This window comes from Bacteroides sp. ET71 (assembly GCF_023336905.1).
GTDB lineage: Bacteria > Bacteroidota > Bacteroidia > Bacteroidales > Bacteroidaceae > Bacteroides.
On the sequence record NZ_JAMBLS010000028.1, the window covers coordinates 1 to 14,139 of the forward strand.

Consider the following 14,139-nt stretch of genomic DNA (forward strand, 5'->3'; position numbering starts at 1 on the left):
TCCCGGGGCGGAGGATGAGGGTTTGGAAAAGATGGTATCATGGGGGAGAGGATGGAAGAAGGAGGAAAGGCATTTGTGGGGAACATAATTGCTGGAGTGAGGATTTTTTTGAACAAAAAGTGGAGTGTTGAGGGGAAAATAGCTAGAATGGAGCTTAAAAAGTAAATATTTCGTGCTAATTGATGTGTTATGAGGATTATTATTTGTATCTTTGTCGCCCGAATAAATGAAAAGCGTTTTGGGAAGATTGGACAAATATACAATAGACCTGAAGGGGATGCAAGGGGAGTCTGCTGAATATGAGTTCCTGCTTGATGATGTTTTTTTCTCTGAGGTAAATGCGCCTGATGTGCATAAGGGGAAGCTTCGGGTTTCTTTGTTTGTGGAAAGGACTTCTCGTTCTTTTAACTTGCGCTTTCATACGGAAGGAGTGGTGTGTGTGGCGTGTGATCGCTGCTTGGATGATATGGAATTGCCAATCGTTGTGGATAATCAACTCTGTGTTAAATTCGGATCAGAGTATGTTGATGATGGTGATGAACTAATTGTGGTTCCTGAAGATGAAGGTTACATTAATGTGGCATGGTTTATGTATGAGTTTATTGTCTTGTCTATCCCTATACGGCATGTGCATGCTTCTGGTGAATGTAATGAAGCAATGAATACTCAGTTGCATAAATACTTGTGTTCTGCTTCTGGTGATGATTTTGTATCAGATAGTGATTGGGAAGAGGGCGCAGAAGGTGCTAAGGCAGTTATAGATCCTCGCTGGAATGAATTAAAGAAATTATTAGATAACAATTAAAATAGTAAGAAAATGGCACATCCTAAAAGAAGACAGTCTAAAACAAGAACTGCAAAGAGAAGAACCCATGATAAGGCAGTAGCTCCTACGCTGGCTGTTTGCCCTAATTGTGGTGAGTGGCATGTATATCATACTGTATGTAATGCATGCGGTTATTATAGAGGTAAACTGGCAATTCAGAAAGAAACGGCTGTCTGATATTGTCAGCAGAATATTCTGTACTTGAATAGGAGGGGGTCTAAAAAGGTTTGCCAGCTATGCTACAAATCTTTTTAGACTGTTCTCGTTTTTGAATCTATTATAAGTAAAGAAGTTTTTGATGGAAAAGATTAATGCAGTAATCACAGGAGTTGGAGGTTATGTACCTGATTATGTCTTGACAAATGACGAAATCTCAAAAATGGTAGATACCAATGACGAGTGGATTATGACCCGTATCGGTATAAAGGAAAGACATATTCTGAATGAAGAGGGATTGGGGACTTCTTATATGGCGCGTAAGGCTGCCAAGCAATTGATGCAGCGGACAGGAGCCGATCCTGATGATATTGATTTGGTTATTGTCGCAACAACTACTCCTGATTATCATTTCCCCTCTACGGCATCTATTTTGTGTGATAAATTGCGTCTGAAGAATGCCTTTGCTTTTGATATGCAAGCGGCTTGTTCCGGTTTCTTGTATGCTATGGAGACGGGTGCGAATTATATTCGTTCGGGACGCTATAAGAAGGTGATCATTGTCGGTGCTGATAAGATGTCAGCTATCACGGATTATACGGATCGTTCTACGTGCCCCATTTTTGGAGACGGTGCTGCAGCCTTTATGTTGGAACCGACAACGGAAGAAGTTGGCATTATGGATTCCATTTTGCGTACGGACGGTAAAGGTTTGCCTTTCTTGCATATGAAAGCGGGAGGCTCTGTTTGTCCGCCTTCTTATTTTACGATAGATAATCATTGGCATTGCGTTTATCAAGAAGGGCGTACGGTATTCAAGTATGCTGTGTCCAACATGTCGAATGTCAGTGCTGAGATTGCGGAACGGAATGGCTTGAATAAGGACAATATTGATTGGGTAATTCCTCATCAGGCCAATTTACGTATCATTGATGCTGTTGCACACCGCTTGGAGGTTCCTCATGAGAAGGTTATGATTAACATTGAGCGTTATGGAAATACCAGTGCGGGTACATTACCGCTTTGCATTTGGGATTTTGAAGATAAGCTTAAGAAAGGAGACAATCTGATCTTCACTGCATTTGGTGCTGGATTCACGTGGGGAGCTGTATATGTGAAGTGGGGATATGACGGAAAGAAACAGTAATTCTTGAATTTGCATCATATTAAAAAACGCATCCTATTTATAAGATTCGATGCGTTTTTTTGTCTTAAATCAATGTATCTTATTAATCCATCTGAGAATTATGCATAAGGCCGGTTTTGTTAATATTGTAGGAAACCCTAATGTGGGTAAATCCACTTTGATGAACGCTTTGGTAGGCGAACGTATTTCAATCGCTACTTTTAAAGCCCAAACGACCCGTCATCGTATTATGGGGATATACAATACGGACGATATGCAGATTGTTTTTTCGGACACGCCGGGTGTACTGAAACCTGTTTATAAGCTGCAGGAGTCTATGCTCAATTTTTCTACGTCGGCATTGGCAGATGCAGATGTGCTGCTGTATGTGACAGATGTAGTAGAGACTGCAGACAAGCACAGTGATTTTGTAGAAAAGGTTTCGAAGATGGAGGTGCCGGTATTGTTGTTGATTAACAAGATTGACTTGACTAATCAAGAGAAACTGGTGAGCATAGTAGAAGAATGGTCTGCTCTGTTGCCTAAAGCAGAAGTAATTCCTATTTCGGCGAAATCAAAGTTCAATGTGGATTATGTGATGAAGCGGGTAAAGGATTTATTGCCCGATTCACCTCCTTATTTTGATAAAGACCAGTGGACGGATAAGCCTGCCCGTTTCTTTGTGACAGAAATCATACGCGAAAAGATTCTGTTGTATTACGATAAAGAGATTCCTTATTCGGTGGAAGTCGTGGTGGAACAGTTCAAGGAGGATGAGCATAAGATTCTTATCCATGCAGTCATTTATGTGGAGCGTGAATCGCAGAAAGGAATCATCATCGGACGTCAGGGTAGGGCGTTGAAGAAGGTCGCTTCGGAAGCGCGGCGTGATTTGGAGCGTTTCTTTGGCAAGAGTATTTATCTGGAGACTTTCGTGAAGGTGGACAAGGACTGGCGCAGTTCGGACAAAGAGTTGAGGAACTTCGGTTATCAACTGGACTAATGAGTTATACCTATTTTTATATCAATACGGCTGTGATAGTCGTAGACTAAAGAAGACGATTATGGGAAATTTAGTAGCTATCGTGGGACGTCCCAATGTAGGGAAATCCACACTGTTTAACCGCCTGACGAAGACTCGGCAGGCGATTGTGAATGAAGAAGCTGGTACTACCCGTGACCGACAGTATGGGAAAAGCGAGTGGTTGGGACGGGAATTTTCTGTGGTAGATACCGGAGGATGGGTGGTGAACTCGGACGATATCTTTGAAGAAGAGATACGCAAGCAGGTGATGCTGGCTGTGGACGAGGCCGATGTCATTCTCTTTGTGGTAGATGTGGCTAATGGGGTGACCGACTTGGACCAAGAGGTGGCCGGCATCTTGAGGCGTACCCAGAAGCCTGTGCTGATGGTGGCTAATAAGACGGATAATTATGATTTGCAGTACAATGCTGCCGAGTTTTATTCGTTGGGCTTGGGAGACCCTTACTGCATTTCTGCTTTGTCGGGCAGTGGAACGGGGGATTTGCTGGACAAGCTGGTATCCTTGTTCAAGAAGGAGGCGGAGGAGTTGATAGAAGAAGACATCCCCCGTATCGCCGTGGTGGGCCGTCCCAATGCGGGCAAGTCGTCCCTCATCAACGCCTTCATCGGTGAGGACCGGCATATTGTCACCGAGATTGCCGGGACCACGCGCGACTCTATCTACACGCGTTACAATAAGTTCGGTTTCGACTTCTACCTGGTGGATACGGCCGGCATCCGCAAGAAGAACAAGGTCAGTGAGGACCTGGAGTATTATTCCGTTATCCGCTCCATCCGTGCCATTGAGAACTCTGACGTCTGCATCCTCATGCTGGATGCCACACGCGGCATCGAGAGCCAGGACTTGAACATATTCTCGCTGGTGCAGAGGAACCAGAAAGGCCTGGTGGTGGTGGTGAACAAGTGGGACTTGGTGGAGGAGAAGACTTCGAAGGTGATGAACACGTTTGAGAGCGCCATACGCGAACGCTTGGCACCGTTCACGGACTTCCCCATCATTTTTGCCTCGGCTCTGACCAAACAGCGCATCCTGAAGGTGATGGAGACGGCACGCCAGGTGTACAAGAACCGCCACCTGCGTATCCCGACCGCCAAGCTGAACGAGGAGATGCTGCCTCTTATCGAGGCGTATCCGCCCCCTTCCATCAAGGGCAAGTATATCAAGATAAAGTATATCACGCAGTTGCCCAACACGCGTGTGCCGTCTTTTGTATTCTTCGCTAACTTGCCGCAATACGTCAAGGAGCCATATAAGCGCTTCCTGGAGAACAAGATGCGAGAGAAGTGGAACCTGAGCGGGACGCCTATCAATATCTTTATCCGGCAGAAGTAAGTTTAGATCCTGTTTAGGAATCGCTTTCTGTCATGTTGAGTGGAGCGAAGCGGAGTCGAAACATCTCCCTAATCCTTCTCATACGTATAGTGGGATTCCTCGACTTCGCTCGGAATGACAGGGAAAAGGAATTTTAAACTTTAGCTACGAGCCACGAGTAGGCAAGATACTCGTTGGCTCGTAGCTTTTTTTATGTCCATGCCACTCGTAGCTGATGGCTCACCGCCCCGTGGCCTGCAGGTACTCCCGCTTCTTCACCTCATATTGCGCATAGCTCTCGACATACTTGTCGCGGCTCTGCTGGTAGAGGGTCTGCGCTTCGAGCAGGTCGCTCATGGTGCAGGTGCCGGCGTGGTAGTAGTCGGTCTGCAGGCGGAGGTTCTCCGCGGCCTGGCCGATGGACTCGATGGCTATCTGCACCTGCTTGTAGGCGTCGGTCACGGCGTTCCACGTGTTTTGCATGTTGATGACCAGCAGTTCGCTGCCGTCGCGCAGGCTGTTTTCGTCGTTGCGCACGGCCAGGCGGGCACGCTTCATGTCGTGGCTGCCTTCCCACCAGCCGCTGAGGGGGACGCTTACGGTGGCGAAGCCCATCCAGAAGGGTTTGCTGCGGTCGGACAGGTTGTCGTGCATGAAGCCGCCGCCGATGGCCACCGTCGGGAGGTTCCGGCCCACGCTTATCTTCCGCTCTATCCGAGATGCCTTGAGCTGGGCTTGCAGCAGGTTGTATTCCGGCGTGAGTGCGAGCGAGGCTTCCGGCGTGCGGTAGAGTTCGAGGGGCGAAGGGGGCAGCGAGTCGGCCACCTGGAAAGCGACGTCCACGCTGTCGCCGGGCGTGCCGATGTATTGTGCCAGCAGGCGGCGCGAGAGGGCGAGGGCGTTCTCGACGTTGATGCGGGTGCTGCGGGTGTCGTTCTGCCGGAGCTGTACTTGGATCAGGTCGTTGCGGTTGGTGATGCCGGCGCTGACGGCGGCATCCACGTCCTTATGTATCTCGGCCAACTGCGACTCGACCACGCTGAGCGTGCGGAGTTTCTCCTTTAGCATGGCCACCTGCCAGAAGTATTGCTCGGTGGTGAGGCGCACCTCGTTTTCGGCCTGGCGGCCCAGGAGGCGGTATTTCTCTACGTTGACCTTGGCCAGTTGGTTGCCCTGCACAATCTGGCCCCCGGTGAAGAGGGGCAGCGAGGCATTGACGCCGCCCATCAGTCCGTTCTTCAGCATCTTCATGCTCATGCCGGGGGCGACGTCCATCTTCAGCAGGTTCTTGTCGGCCATGAAGCCCATGCCGGTGGCGCTGACGGTGGGGAAGTACTTGGTGAAGGTGCCTTTCCGCTGCTGTTCGGCCATGCCGAGGTCGTTGGCGGCGTTCTTCATGCGTGCGTTGTTGCGCAAGGCTTGTTCCACGCACTCGTCCAGGGTGTAGGTCTGCTGGGCGGCCAGCGGCAGGGCCGTCAGGCTCCAGGCGCAGAGCAGGAGGATGTATTTGCTTCTTGTATGTCTCATTTCTTTCAATGTTATGGCTGTTTGTATTCTGTTTCTTATTCTTATTTGCGGGGGGCATCGCAATTACGTTTGCGGGGGGCATCGCAATTACGTTTGCGGGGGTCATCGCAATTACGTTTGCGGGGGGTACCGCAATTACGTTTGCGGGGGGTAGCGCCCCCTATACCCTGGGGGGTAGCGCCCCCTATACCCCGGGGGGTAGTAACCCCTATACCCCTGGGGGTAGTAACCCCTACCCGCCTAAGGGTGCGTACCCCTACCCGCCTAAGGGTAGGACCCCCACCCGTATTACTGCTGCTCCAGTGCATCCCACTTAGCTCGCCGCTCCGTGCTGCCGCGGAAGGTGAGCAGGTACAGGCACGGCAGGACGGTCAGGATGAACAGCATTGTTATCAGCGTGCCGTAGCAGATGACCGTGCCCATCGGCATCCACAGGCTCGACTTGCCCAGTATCATCGGGATAACGCCCATCGAGGCGGCGGCCGACGTCAGGAAGATGGGGCGCATACGGCGCAGGGCGGAGTGGTAGATGGCTTGCTCGGCAGTCATGTGCTCCATGGCGCGCAGTTCCTCGGCATAGTCTATCATGATGATGCCGTTGCGCACGATGATACCCATCAGTGCGGTGACGCCCAAGATAGCCGTGATGCTGAAGTCCACGCCTTGAATCCATACGCCGAAGACGGTGCCGAACACGCAGAGCGTCATGCTGCTGAAGATGAGCAGGGCGATGCTGATTTTGCGGAAGTGGGCCAGGAGGATGAAGAAGATGATGGCAGCCGCCAGCATCAGCCCGCTCATGATTTGGGGCATCTGCTCGTCGGTCTTCTCTTGCTCGCCGCCGTAGGTAAGCGTTACTCCGTCGGACAAGGCAACGTCTTTTATCACCTCCTGCACACGGGCAGTCATCTTCATAGCGTTCCCACCCCGTGCCAGGTCGGCCTGTATGGTGACGGTGTAGATGCCGTTGCGCCGCACTATCTGGCCTTCTTTCCACGTAGGCACCACGTCGGCCACTTGGCGCAAGGGCACATCGGCCAGTCCGGCGGCCACGGGCACCAGTTCGTCCTTCACCTCCGTGGGCAGGGCGCGGTCGGCCCTCTCGCTCTTCAGCTTGACGGGGATGCCGTAGTCGCCCTCCCACACGTTGGCTATCGCCAGCCCGTCGCCATAGCGCATGGCGAGGGTCGACTCCAGCCCCAGGTTGGTCACGCCCAGGCGGGTGGCCTCGTCTTCCTTCAGGTTGACGGCCACGGCGGGCAACGGCTCGTTGAAGTCGGTCTGCACGAGGATAAGCTCCGGCACCTGCTTTAGGACTTCGAGTACGGTCTCAGCGTCATGCTTCAGCACAGACAGGTCTTCTCCCGACAGACGCACTTCGATGGGGTAGGCGGCATCACTGTAACTCAGTTGCTTGAAGCGCACGCGGGCACCGGGGAAGTAGTCGGTGTACTTCGGGGTGTACTCGTCCAGCAGAGCCTCGGTGTCCCGGATGCCCGTGGTGTTCACGATGAACTGCGCGTAGTTGGTGCCGGGAATCTGGGGTGCATAGGATGTCTGGAAGCGGGGCGAGGCGCATCCCTTGAAGGAGGCGATGCTGACCACGCGCGGGTCTTGGCGCAGGATGTGCTCCAGGCTGTCGGCTACCTGTGCCGTCACGTCCACGTCCGTGCCCGTGGGAAGATATATCTCCACGGCAAACTGGTTGCGGTCGGCCACGGGCAGGATGCGCTGGGGCAGACCGGCCAGCATCACGGCACCCACCACGATAGAGGCCGCGCCGATGGCCACCGTTATCTTGGGATGGGCGAAGCACTTGCCGAACAGCCAGTTGTAGTGCTTCTGCAAGAGGTCGAGGAAAAGCCCCTCCCTTCTCCTCCCCCGTGGGGAGGGGACTGGGGATTGATGTTCCTCCGTGCTCGGATGGGCAGAAAGCCCCTCTTCATGGAGGGGTTGGGGAGGCTTTATGAACCAGAACTGCATGAAGGGCACGAGCAGCGTAGCCACGAGCAACGACGTGCCCAACACGATGCTGACGGCCCACGGGAAATTCAGCACGAACTCGTTCAGCATGCCCGTCATTGTGAACAGGAAGGGGAAGAACGTGATGCTGATGGCCAGCGTGGCCGAGAAGATGGACTTGAGGAAGTGCGTGGTGCTCTCGATGGAGGCGTGCCAGCGCGACATGCCCTCGCCCAACTTCTCCAGGTAACTGTCGATGATGACGATGCTGTTGTCCACAATCATGCCCAGCGTCACAATCAAGGCGGCCAGCGTCACGGTGTTCAGCTCGATGCCGAACGCATAGAACAGCCCGAGGGATATGAATATGGTAATCGGTATGGTCGATGCGGCCACCAAGGCCACGCGCAAGGGCAGCAGGAGCATCACCACAATGACCACGGCCACGATGGCGATGAGCAGCTCGTGCAGGAAGTTGGACACGCTGTCGTCCACCACCTTCGGCTGGTCGGTGATGCGGAACAGGGTGACATCGGCAGGCAGTTCCGGCTGGAACTCGTCCAGCACCTTGTTCACCTCTTCGCCCATCGCCACGATGTTCTGTCCCTTCTTCATCTCGACGGAGAGCAGGAGGCACTTGCGCCCGTTGTTGGTGATGTAGCTGTCGGGGTCGGGATATTCGCGCACCACGCGGGCCACGTCCTTCAGTCGCACCACGTTGCCCTGCGGGTCGGTGTAGACAATCTGTTCCTGCACGTCGTACACCGTGTTGAGCGAACGGCTGACGTAGATGGGCTTTACCATCGTGCCGTCCTTCACCCGTCCGCCGCTGGTGGCGAAGCCCTTCTGCATCAGGCCGAGGGCCAGCGTCTGTTCGTTCAGCCCGTACTTCGACAGGCGGTCGTGGTCCAGGTAGACGGAGATTTGCTCCTGCTGCATCCCGCTCACCGTCATGCGTCCCACGGCGGGGATACGGCGCAGGCGGCCTTGCAGCAGGTCCATGTAGTCGTCCAGCTCGCGATAGGTCTTGTCCTCGCTCTCCATCGTAATCAGCAGGGCGGAGGTGTCGCCGAAGTCGTCCTGCACCACCACGGCCAGCACGTTCGGGGGCAACTGTGCCTTGAACTGCGACACCCCGTGCTTGAACTTGCTCCAGAACTCGTCCTTGTTCGTCAGGTCGTCGTTCAGCTCCACCTGTATGTAGGTGATGCCGTCGCGGCTCTTCGAGAAGGTCTTCTCCTTCTTCACCTCCTTATAAGTAAATATGTATTCTTCCAGAGGCTTGGTCACCTGCTCCACCATCTCCTGTGCCGTGTTGCCGGGAGCCACGGCCACCACGATGCCCTGCCGCACGGTGAAGTCGGGGAACTCGTTCTTCCGCATCTGCGGCAGGCTGTACACGCCGAAGGCCACCAGGCACGTCACCACCAGGATGACTATCTGGCGGTAGTGCATGGCCCATTCGACGAAGTTGCGTTTCTTGTTCTTTTCCATTATGATGAATAGTCTTTGGTTCAGGTCATTTCTTGTCTTCAATGCTTACCGGGGTGCCGTTGCATACCTTGTGCTGGCCCTTCACGATGACGCGGTCGCCGGCTTGCAGGCCTTCTGTCACGACCACGCCGTCGCTCTCGAAGTCGCTGCACGTTATGTAGCACTTCTCTGCCTTTCCTCCGTTATCCTTCCACACAAAGGTGCGGTTCTTCTCGTCAAGCTGTACGATGTGTTCCGGCAGGACGTAGGCAGTGTTCTCTCCTTCCGCTGTCAGGGTGACTTCACACACCATTCCCGGCAGCAGTTCGTTGCCTGCCCCGCTCACGTTCAGCTTTACTTCGTAGGAGCGTGACAAGGCATTGGCCGTGACACCTCGTTCGGTTATCGTGGCCGCGTATGCCTTTCCTCCGAGGGCGGCCACCCGTATTTGTCCGGCCTGTCCCGTACGGATACGTCCAATCTCTGTTTCGGGCACGGAAATCTTTACTTGTACGTTTCCGGTAGACACCAGCTTGGCCACGCTCTGCCCGGGGATGACGTTCTGTCCGGCTTCTCCTGTCTTTTCCGCGATGGTGCCGGCATACGGGGCACGTAGCTGGCAGTCGTCCAACTGTTTGCGTGCTAGGGTCTCCATCGAACGTGCCTGTTCCAGCTTGCTTTGCACCTCTACCCATTTGATTTCGGGCAGGCTTCCCTTGTCGTGCAGTTGCTTCATGCGGCGGTAGGCATCTTCTGCTTGCGTCAGTGCTGCCGCAGCAGCAGCGTGGCTACTGCGCGCAGCGGCGTCGTCCAGCACGCCTATTAGCGTTCCTTCTTGTACGTGGTCACCCAGGCGGACATTCATGCTGCGTATGGTTCCTGCGGTGGAAAAGCTTAGAAGTGTTCCGTTTTTCTCTTCTATGGTCCCGGAGTAGTGTCCTTTTTGGCTCGTGCTGACGGGGGATACTTCGCAGACCTCCACTTTGACAACTTCGTTGCCAGCATCTTTCTCCAGGCTTCCCTGATTACAACCTGTTATGAGCAATAATATTGATAAACAGATTGTTGCATTGATGATTCGTTTCATAAGAAATACTTGTTTGAAAATGATGTTGTTCTTAAATTCGCTGCAAAGGAATGGGCTTTCTGTGAAAAACACGATATCTATTCTTCTTTTCAACTGGTCAATTTAGTCGTAAGAGATGAAGAACGGAAGAATGGAACAGAGAAGTAGTGTTTTTTATTACCTCGAATTGGGAGCAAATGTTTTACTTTGCGACGGAAAAAGAAACACTAAAGCATATAATATGGAATTTGGAAATGAAATGAACGACGCAGCCGTGGCAGATTTGGAGACAGCACGCTCGCGCGGGATGACCGTTTACAGCGATGATCGCATCGCCCTTGTTGAAAACCTGAAAGATGCGAGCAGCTCGGGGCCGATACGTTTGGATGCATTCATCGCTGTGTTGTGTTTGCGGGGAAGGGCTTCTGTCTATATCAATGGCAATCTGCATGAGTTAGGAATCAATCAGCTCTTGGTCTGCCATCCCAACATCATGCTGGAAAAAAGTACCGTGAGCATGGATTTCGAGTTCCGCACAGTCTGCCTCTCCAGGGAATACTTGCAGCAAATGACCGTGGTGGGCGGTACAGACCCTTGGGATGCCATCAACTTCTTTGAGAAGTTCCCGGTGTTACAACTGCAACCGGAAGAAGTGAAGTGCCTCTGTCAATACTACGATTTGATGCGGTCTAAACTGACGGGCACTCCCCATAAGCACTTGAAAGAAGTGATAGACGCTTTGCTAGTGGCGTTTTTGTATGAGTTTCGCGATTCTCTCGAACGCCGGGGCAGCTTTAAGCCACAGACCTTTACGTCGGGCGACCGTGTGTTTCGCGACTTTATCGAACTGCTTACCACGTCCTACCCCAAGTCGCGCAGCGTGTCATTTTATGCCGACAAGTTGTGCCTGACGCCCAAGTACCTCTCAACCGTCTGCAAGGACTGCAGCGGATACACGGCCTCCGACCTCATCAACCGTTACGTGGTGAAAGACATCGACTACTTGCTGAAGAAGCGCGACAAGAGCGTGAAGGAAATCTGCAATGAGCTGGAGTTCCCCAACCTCTCTTTCTTCGGCCGTTACGTCAAGAAGCACTTGGGCCTGTCGCCTAAACAATACCGCGAAAGCATAGCAGGCGAATAACGGTGGGGCGCTATTATCTCCCCTCGTTGGCTCGAATCAGTTCGAGCAGCTTGTCTACGGCTTCCGCTTCGGGAATGTTCTTCTCAATACACTCCTTCTTCTTATAAAGACTCACCTTGCCGCGTCCGGCTCCTACGTAGCCGTAGTCGGCGTCGGCCATCTCGCCCGGCCCGTTGACGATGCAGCCCATGATGCCAATCTTCAGCCCCTTCAGGTGTGCGGTGGCTGCCTTGATGCGGGCAATGGTGCTTTGCAGGTCGTAGAGCGTGCGGCCGCAGCCCGGGCAGGAGATGTATTCCGTCTTGCTGATGCGTGCGCGTCCGGCCTGGAGAATATTGAAGGCAGTGCTGTCGATGGCTTGGGCAGGCAGTTCGCCTTGGTTGAAGAGGAAGATGCCGTCCGTCAGCCCGTCGATGAGCAGGGCGCCCATGTCCGTGGCCGCTTTCAGTTGGAAGTCCTCCAGGTTGTTCTCGGCGTAATGCTGGAAGAAGACGACGGGGTTCTTCAGTCCCTCCTGCATCAGTTGCAGGGCCAGGGCACGCTGTTCGCCCAGACGGTTGGGGTGGTTGCTCTGCGCGATGAGCACCACTTCGGGATGATACTTCAGGCAAGCCAGCACTTCGTCGTTCAGGCCCATGTAGGTGACGAAAAGGAACTTTAGCGGGGCCGTGCAGCCCGATATGAAGAACAGTTGGTCGGACTTGAAAGCGGGCCAGCAATCTGCCTGCCCTTGCCAGAGGTCGGCATCGACGATGTACTGCGGGCCTTGCGGACGGTCGGCGGGTAACTGCCGACCCACGTACACATAGTCGGGCGTGAATTGCGGGTCGAAGTCCAGTTTGCTGTCCAGTCGGGTCGAGAGCACCACGGGCACTTGGTCGCCGCCGATGTTGCGCACGGCGCAGGTTTCGCGGCGCACGGGGCGCAGGAAGTCGAAGGAGGTGTCTTGCGGGCCGGGGATGTAGGGATGGCCTGCTCGTTTTGTGACGTAATCCACCAGCTTGCGGGCCACGGGGATTTCTGCCTCGGGTGCCTCGCTCAGCGACACGCGGATGGTGTCACCCAGCCCGTCGGCCAGCAGGGCACCGATGCCCACGGCCGACTTGATGCGTCCGTCTTCACCGTCACCCGCTTCAGTCACTCCCAGGTGCAGCGGGAAGTGCATGCCCTCGCGCTCCATCGTGTCGGCCAGCAGGCGCACGGTGCGCACCATCACCACGGTGTTGGACGCTTTGATGGAAATGACTACGTCGTGGAAGTCCTCGTCCACGCAGATGCGCAGGAACTCCATGCACGACTCCACCATGCCTTCGGGTGTGTCGCCGTAGCGCGACATGATGCGGTCGGACAGCGAACCGTGGTTCACGCCGATGCGGATGGCCGTGTGATGTTCCTTGCAGATGTTCAGGAAGGGGACGAAACGGTTACGTATCTTCTGTAACTCCAGTGCATACTCCTCGTCCGTGTACTCCAGGTGCTTAAAGGTACGGGCAGCATCCACGTAGTTGCCCGGATTGATGCGTACCTTCTCCACGTAGAGGGCGGCCACGTCGGCCACGTTGGGGTTGAAGTGTATGTCGGCCACCAGCGGCACCATGCAGCCGTCGGCGCGGAGGGCAGCGTTGATGTTGCGCAGGTTCTCCGCCTCGCGGGTGCCTTGCGCTGTGAGGCGCACATACTCGCCTCCGGCTGCAACGATGCGTTCGGTTTGTGCCACGCAGGCTTCGGTGTCCAGCGTGTTGGTGTTCGTCATGCTTTGCACGCGGATGGGGTTGTCGCCACCCAGTGGCGTGGCTCCTATGTTTACGACGGATGTTTCCCGGCGAGAATAGTTGAATAAGTCCACTTTGACAAATGAAAAATTAAGAATGAAGAATTAAGAATGGGAGAGCAGAAAGAGACTGGGCGCGATGCCTGTTTTGCCGGGGTGACCCTTGCAGATGTCGAGGGTCACCTTCGGCCGGTGTGTCAGTTCGTTTTGTATTCGTACTTCACTTCTTTCAGCTCTTCGTTGGCCTTGACGATTTTTTTCTTCAGCCCTTCTTTGTAGGCGGCGAAGGTTTCAGCCAATTGTCCGTCGCTCAGGGCCAGCATTTGCACGGCCAGGATGGCGGCGTTCATGGCGCCGTTGATGGCAACGGTGGCCACGGGGATGCCGGGAGGCATCTGAATGATGGAGTAGAGTGCGTCCACACCGTCCAGCACGCTGCCTTTGACGGGCACGCCGATGACGGGCAGGGTCGTATTGGCGGCTATCACGCCGGGCAGGGCTGCTGCCATGCCGGCAGCGGCGATAATTACTTTAATACCGCGGTTGCGGGCGTTTTTGGCAAATTCTTCAACGGCTTCGGGCGTGCGGTGAGCCGAGAGGGCATTCATTTCGAAGGGCACGTGCAGGTCGTTGAGCAGTTGGGCGGCTTTCTCCATGACGGGTAGGTCGGAGGTGCTGCCCATGATGATACTTACTAAGGGAGTCATTCTTTTATTGGTTAATAATGAGTG

Annotated in this window: 12 protein-coding genes; 7 read left to right on the top strand and 5 right to left on the bottom strand. The window is 53.9% G+C overall.

All coding sequences use genetic code 11. The features are described 5' to 3' along the window. Positions 1 to 39: 39 nt before the first annotated feature. The 6 genes from M3090_RS15870 (at position 40) to der (ending at position 4,486) form a co-directional block, all read left to right on the top strand. The gene (locus tag M3090_RS15870; protein ID WP_262918926.1) at positions 40 to 165 is read left to right on the top strand and encodes a hypothetical protein; all 126 of its coding nucleotides are present in this window, start codon (positions 40 to 42) and stop codon (positions 163 to 165) included. A gap of 73 nt (positions 166 to 238) precedes the next feature. Then, positions 239 to 805, top strand: a complete 567-nt coding sequence (locus M3090_RS12460; RefSeq protein WP_249056734.1) for a YceD family protein — start codon at positions 239 to 241, stop codon at positions 803 to 805. A gap of 12 nt (positions 806 to 817) precedes the next feature. Next, entirely contained in the window at positions 818 to 1,003 is a 186-nt protein-coding gene (gene rpmF, locus M3090_RS12465; RefSeq protein ID WP_249056736.1) for a 50S ribosomal protein L32, read from the top strand. Between the two features lie 121 nt (positions 1,004 to 1,124). After that, positions 1,125 to 2,129, top strand: coding sequence for a beta-ketoacyl-ACP synthase III (locus M3090_RS12470; protein ID WP_249056739.1), 1,005 nt, complete (start codon positions 1,125 to 1,127; stop codon positions 2,127 to 2,129). A gap of 100 nt (positions 2,130 to 2,229) precedes the next feature. Further along, complete coding sequence (era, locus tag M3090_RS12475) at positions 2,230 to 3,111, top strand: GTPase Era (protein WP_249056740.1); 882 nt, start codon at positions 2,230 to 2,232, stop codon at positions 3,109 to 3,111. Positions 3,112 to 3,172: 61 nt separating this feature from the next. Further along, entirely contained in the window at positions 3,173 to 4,486 is a 1,314-nt protein-coding gene (gene der, locus M3090_RS12480; RefSeq protein ID WP_249056741.1) for a ribosome biogenesis GTPase Der, read from the top strand. 219 nt (positions 4,487 to 4,705) lie between these two features. On the opposite strand, the gene M3090_RS12485 is transcribed toward der, so the two are convergent. The 3 genes from M3090_RS12485 to M3090_RS12495 all read right to left on the bottom strand — a co-directional run bounded on the left by M3090_RS12485 (position 4,706) and on the right by M3090_RS12495 (position 10,514). Then, on the bottom strand, positions 4,706 to 5,992 hold the full coding sequence (locus tag M3090_RS12485) for a TolC family protein (protein ID WP_249056743.1): 1,287 nt from the start codon (positions 5,990 to 5,992) through the stop codon (positions 4,706 to 4,708). A gap of 288 nt (positions 5,993 to 6,280) precedes the next feature. Further along, positions 6,281 to 9,448, bottom strand: a complete 3,168-nt coding sequence (locus tag M3090_RS12490; RefSeq protein ID WP_249056747.1) for an efflux RND transporter permease subunit — start codon at positions 9,446 to 9,448, stop codon at positions 6,281 to 6,283. A 25-nt stretch (positions 9,449 to 9,473) separates the two neighbouring features. Continuing rightward, the gene (locus tag M3090_RS12495; protein WP_249056749.1) at positions 9,474 to 10,514 is read right to left on the bottom strand and encodes an efflux RND transporter periplasmic adaptor subunit; all 1,041 of its coding nucleotides are present in this window, start codon (positions 10,512 to 10,514) and stop codon (positions 9,474 to 9,476) included. A gap of 220 nt (positions 10,515 to 10,734) precedes the next feature. On the opposite strand from M3090_RS12495, the gene M3090_RS12500 reads away from it, so the two are divergent. Next, positions 10,735 to 11,637: an AraC family transcriptional regulator gene (locus M3090_RS12500; RefSeq protein ID WP_249056751.1), complete on the top strand. Its 903-nt coding sequence runs from the start codon at positions 10,735 to 10,737 to the stop codon at positions 11,635 to 11,637. A 13-nt stretch (positions 11,638 to 11,650) separates the two neighbouring features. On the opposite strand, the gene M3090_RS12505 is transcribed toward M3090_RS12500, so the two are convergent. Both M3090_RS12505 and purE read right to left on the bottom strand, forming a co-directional pair. Continuing rightward, positions 11,651 to 13,483, bottom strand: a complete 1,833-nt coding sequence (locus M3090_RS12505) for a 4-hydroxy-3-methylbut-2-en-1-yl diphosphate synthase (protein WP_249056753.1) — start codon at positions 13,481 to 13,483, stop codon at positions 11,651 to 11,653. A 122-nt stretch (positions 13,484 to 13,605) separates the two neighbouring features. Further along, positions 13,606 to 14,115 (bottom strand): 5-(carboxyamino)imidazole ribonucleotide mutase, encoded by a 510-nt coding sequence (purE, locus tag M3090_RS12510; protein ID WP_249056754.1) that lies wholly within the window; start codon positions 14,113 to 14,115, stop codon positions 13,606 to 13,608. Positions 14,116 to 14,139: the final 24 nt, after the last annotated feature.

Excerpts from the sequence above, each read along its gene's own strand:
- M3090_RS15870 (WP_262918926.1), top strand. The coding sequence starts at position 40 with ATGGGGGAGAGGATGGAAGAAGGAGGAAAGGCATTTGTGGGGAACATA.
- rpmF (WP_249056736.1), top strand. The coding sequence starts at position 818 with ATGGCACATCCTAAAAGAAGACAGTCTAAAACAAGAACTGCAAAGAGA.
- M3090_RS12470 (WP_249056739.1), top strand. The coding sequence starts at position 1,125 with ATGGAAAAGATTAATGCAGTAATCACAGGAGTTGGAGGTTATGTACCT.
- era (WP_249056740.1), top strand. The coding sequence starts at position 2,230 with ATGCATAAGGCCGGTTTTGTTAATATTGTAGGAAACCCTAATGTGGGT.
- der (WP_249056741.1), top strand. The coding sequence starts at position 3,173 with ATGGGAAATTTAGTAGCTATCGTGGGACGTCCCAATGTAGGGAAATCC.
- M3090_RS12485 (WP_249056743.1), bottom strand. The coding sequence starts at position 5,992 with ATGAGACATACAAGAAGCAAATACATCCTCCTGCTCTGCGCCTGGAGC.
- M3090_RS12490 (WP_249056747.1), bottom strand. The coding sequence starts at position 9,448 with ATGGAAAAGAACAAGAAACGCAACTTCGTCGAATGGGCCATGCACTAC.
- M3090_RS12495 (WP_249056749.1), bottom strand. The coding sequence starts at position 10,514 with ATGAAACGAATCATCAATGCAACAATCTGTTTATCAATATTATTGCTC.
- M3090_RS12500 (WP_249056751.1), top strand. The coding sequence starts at position 10,735 with ATGGAATTTGGAAATGAAATGAACGACGCAGCCGTGGCAGATTTGGAG.
- purE (WP_249056754.1), bottom strand. The coding sequence starts at position 14,115 with ATGACTCCCTTAGTAAGTATCATCATGGGCAGCACCTCCGACCTACCC.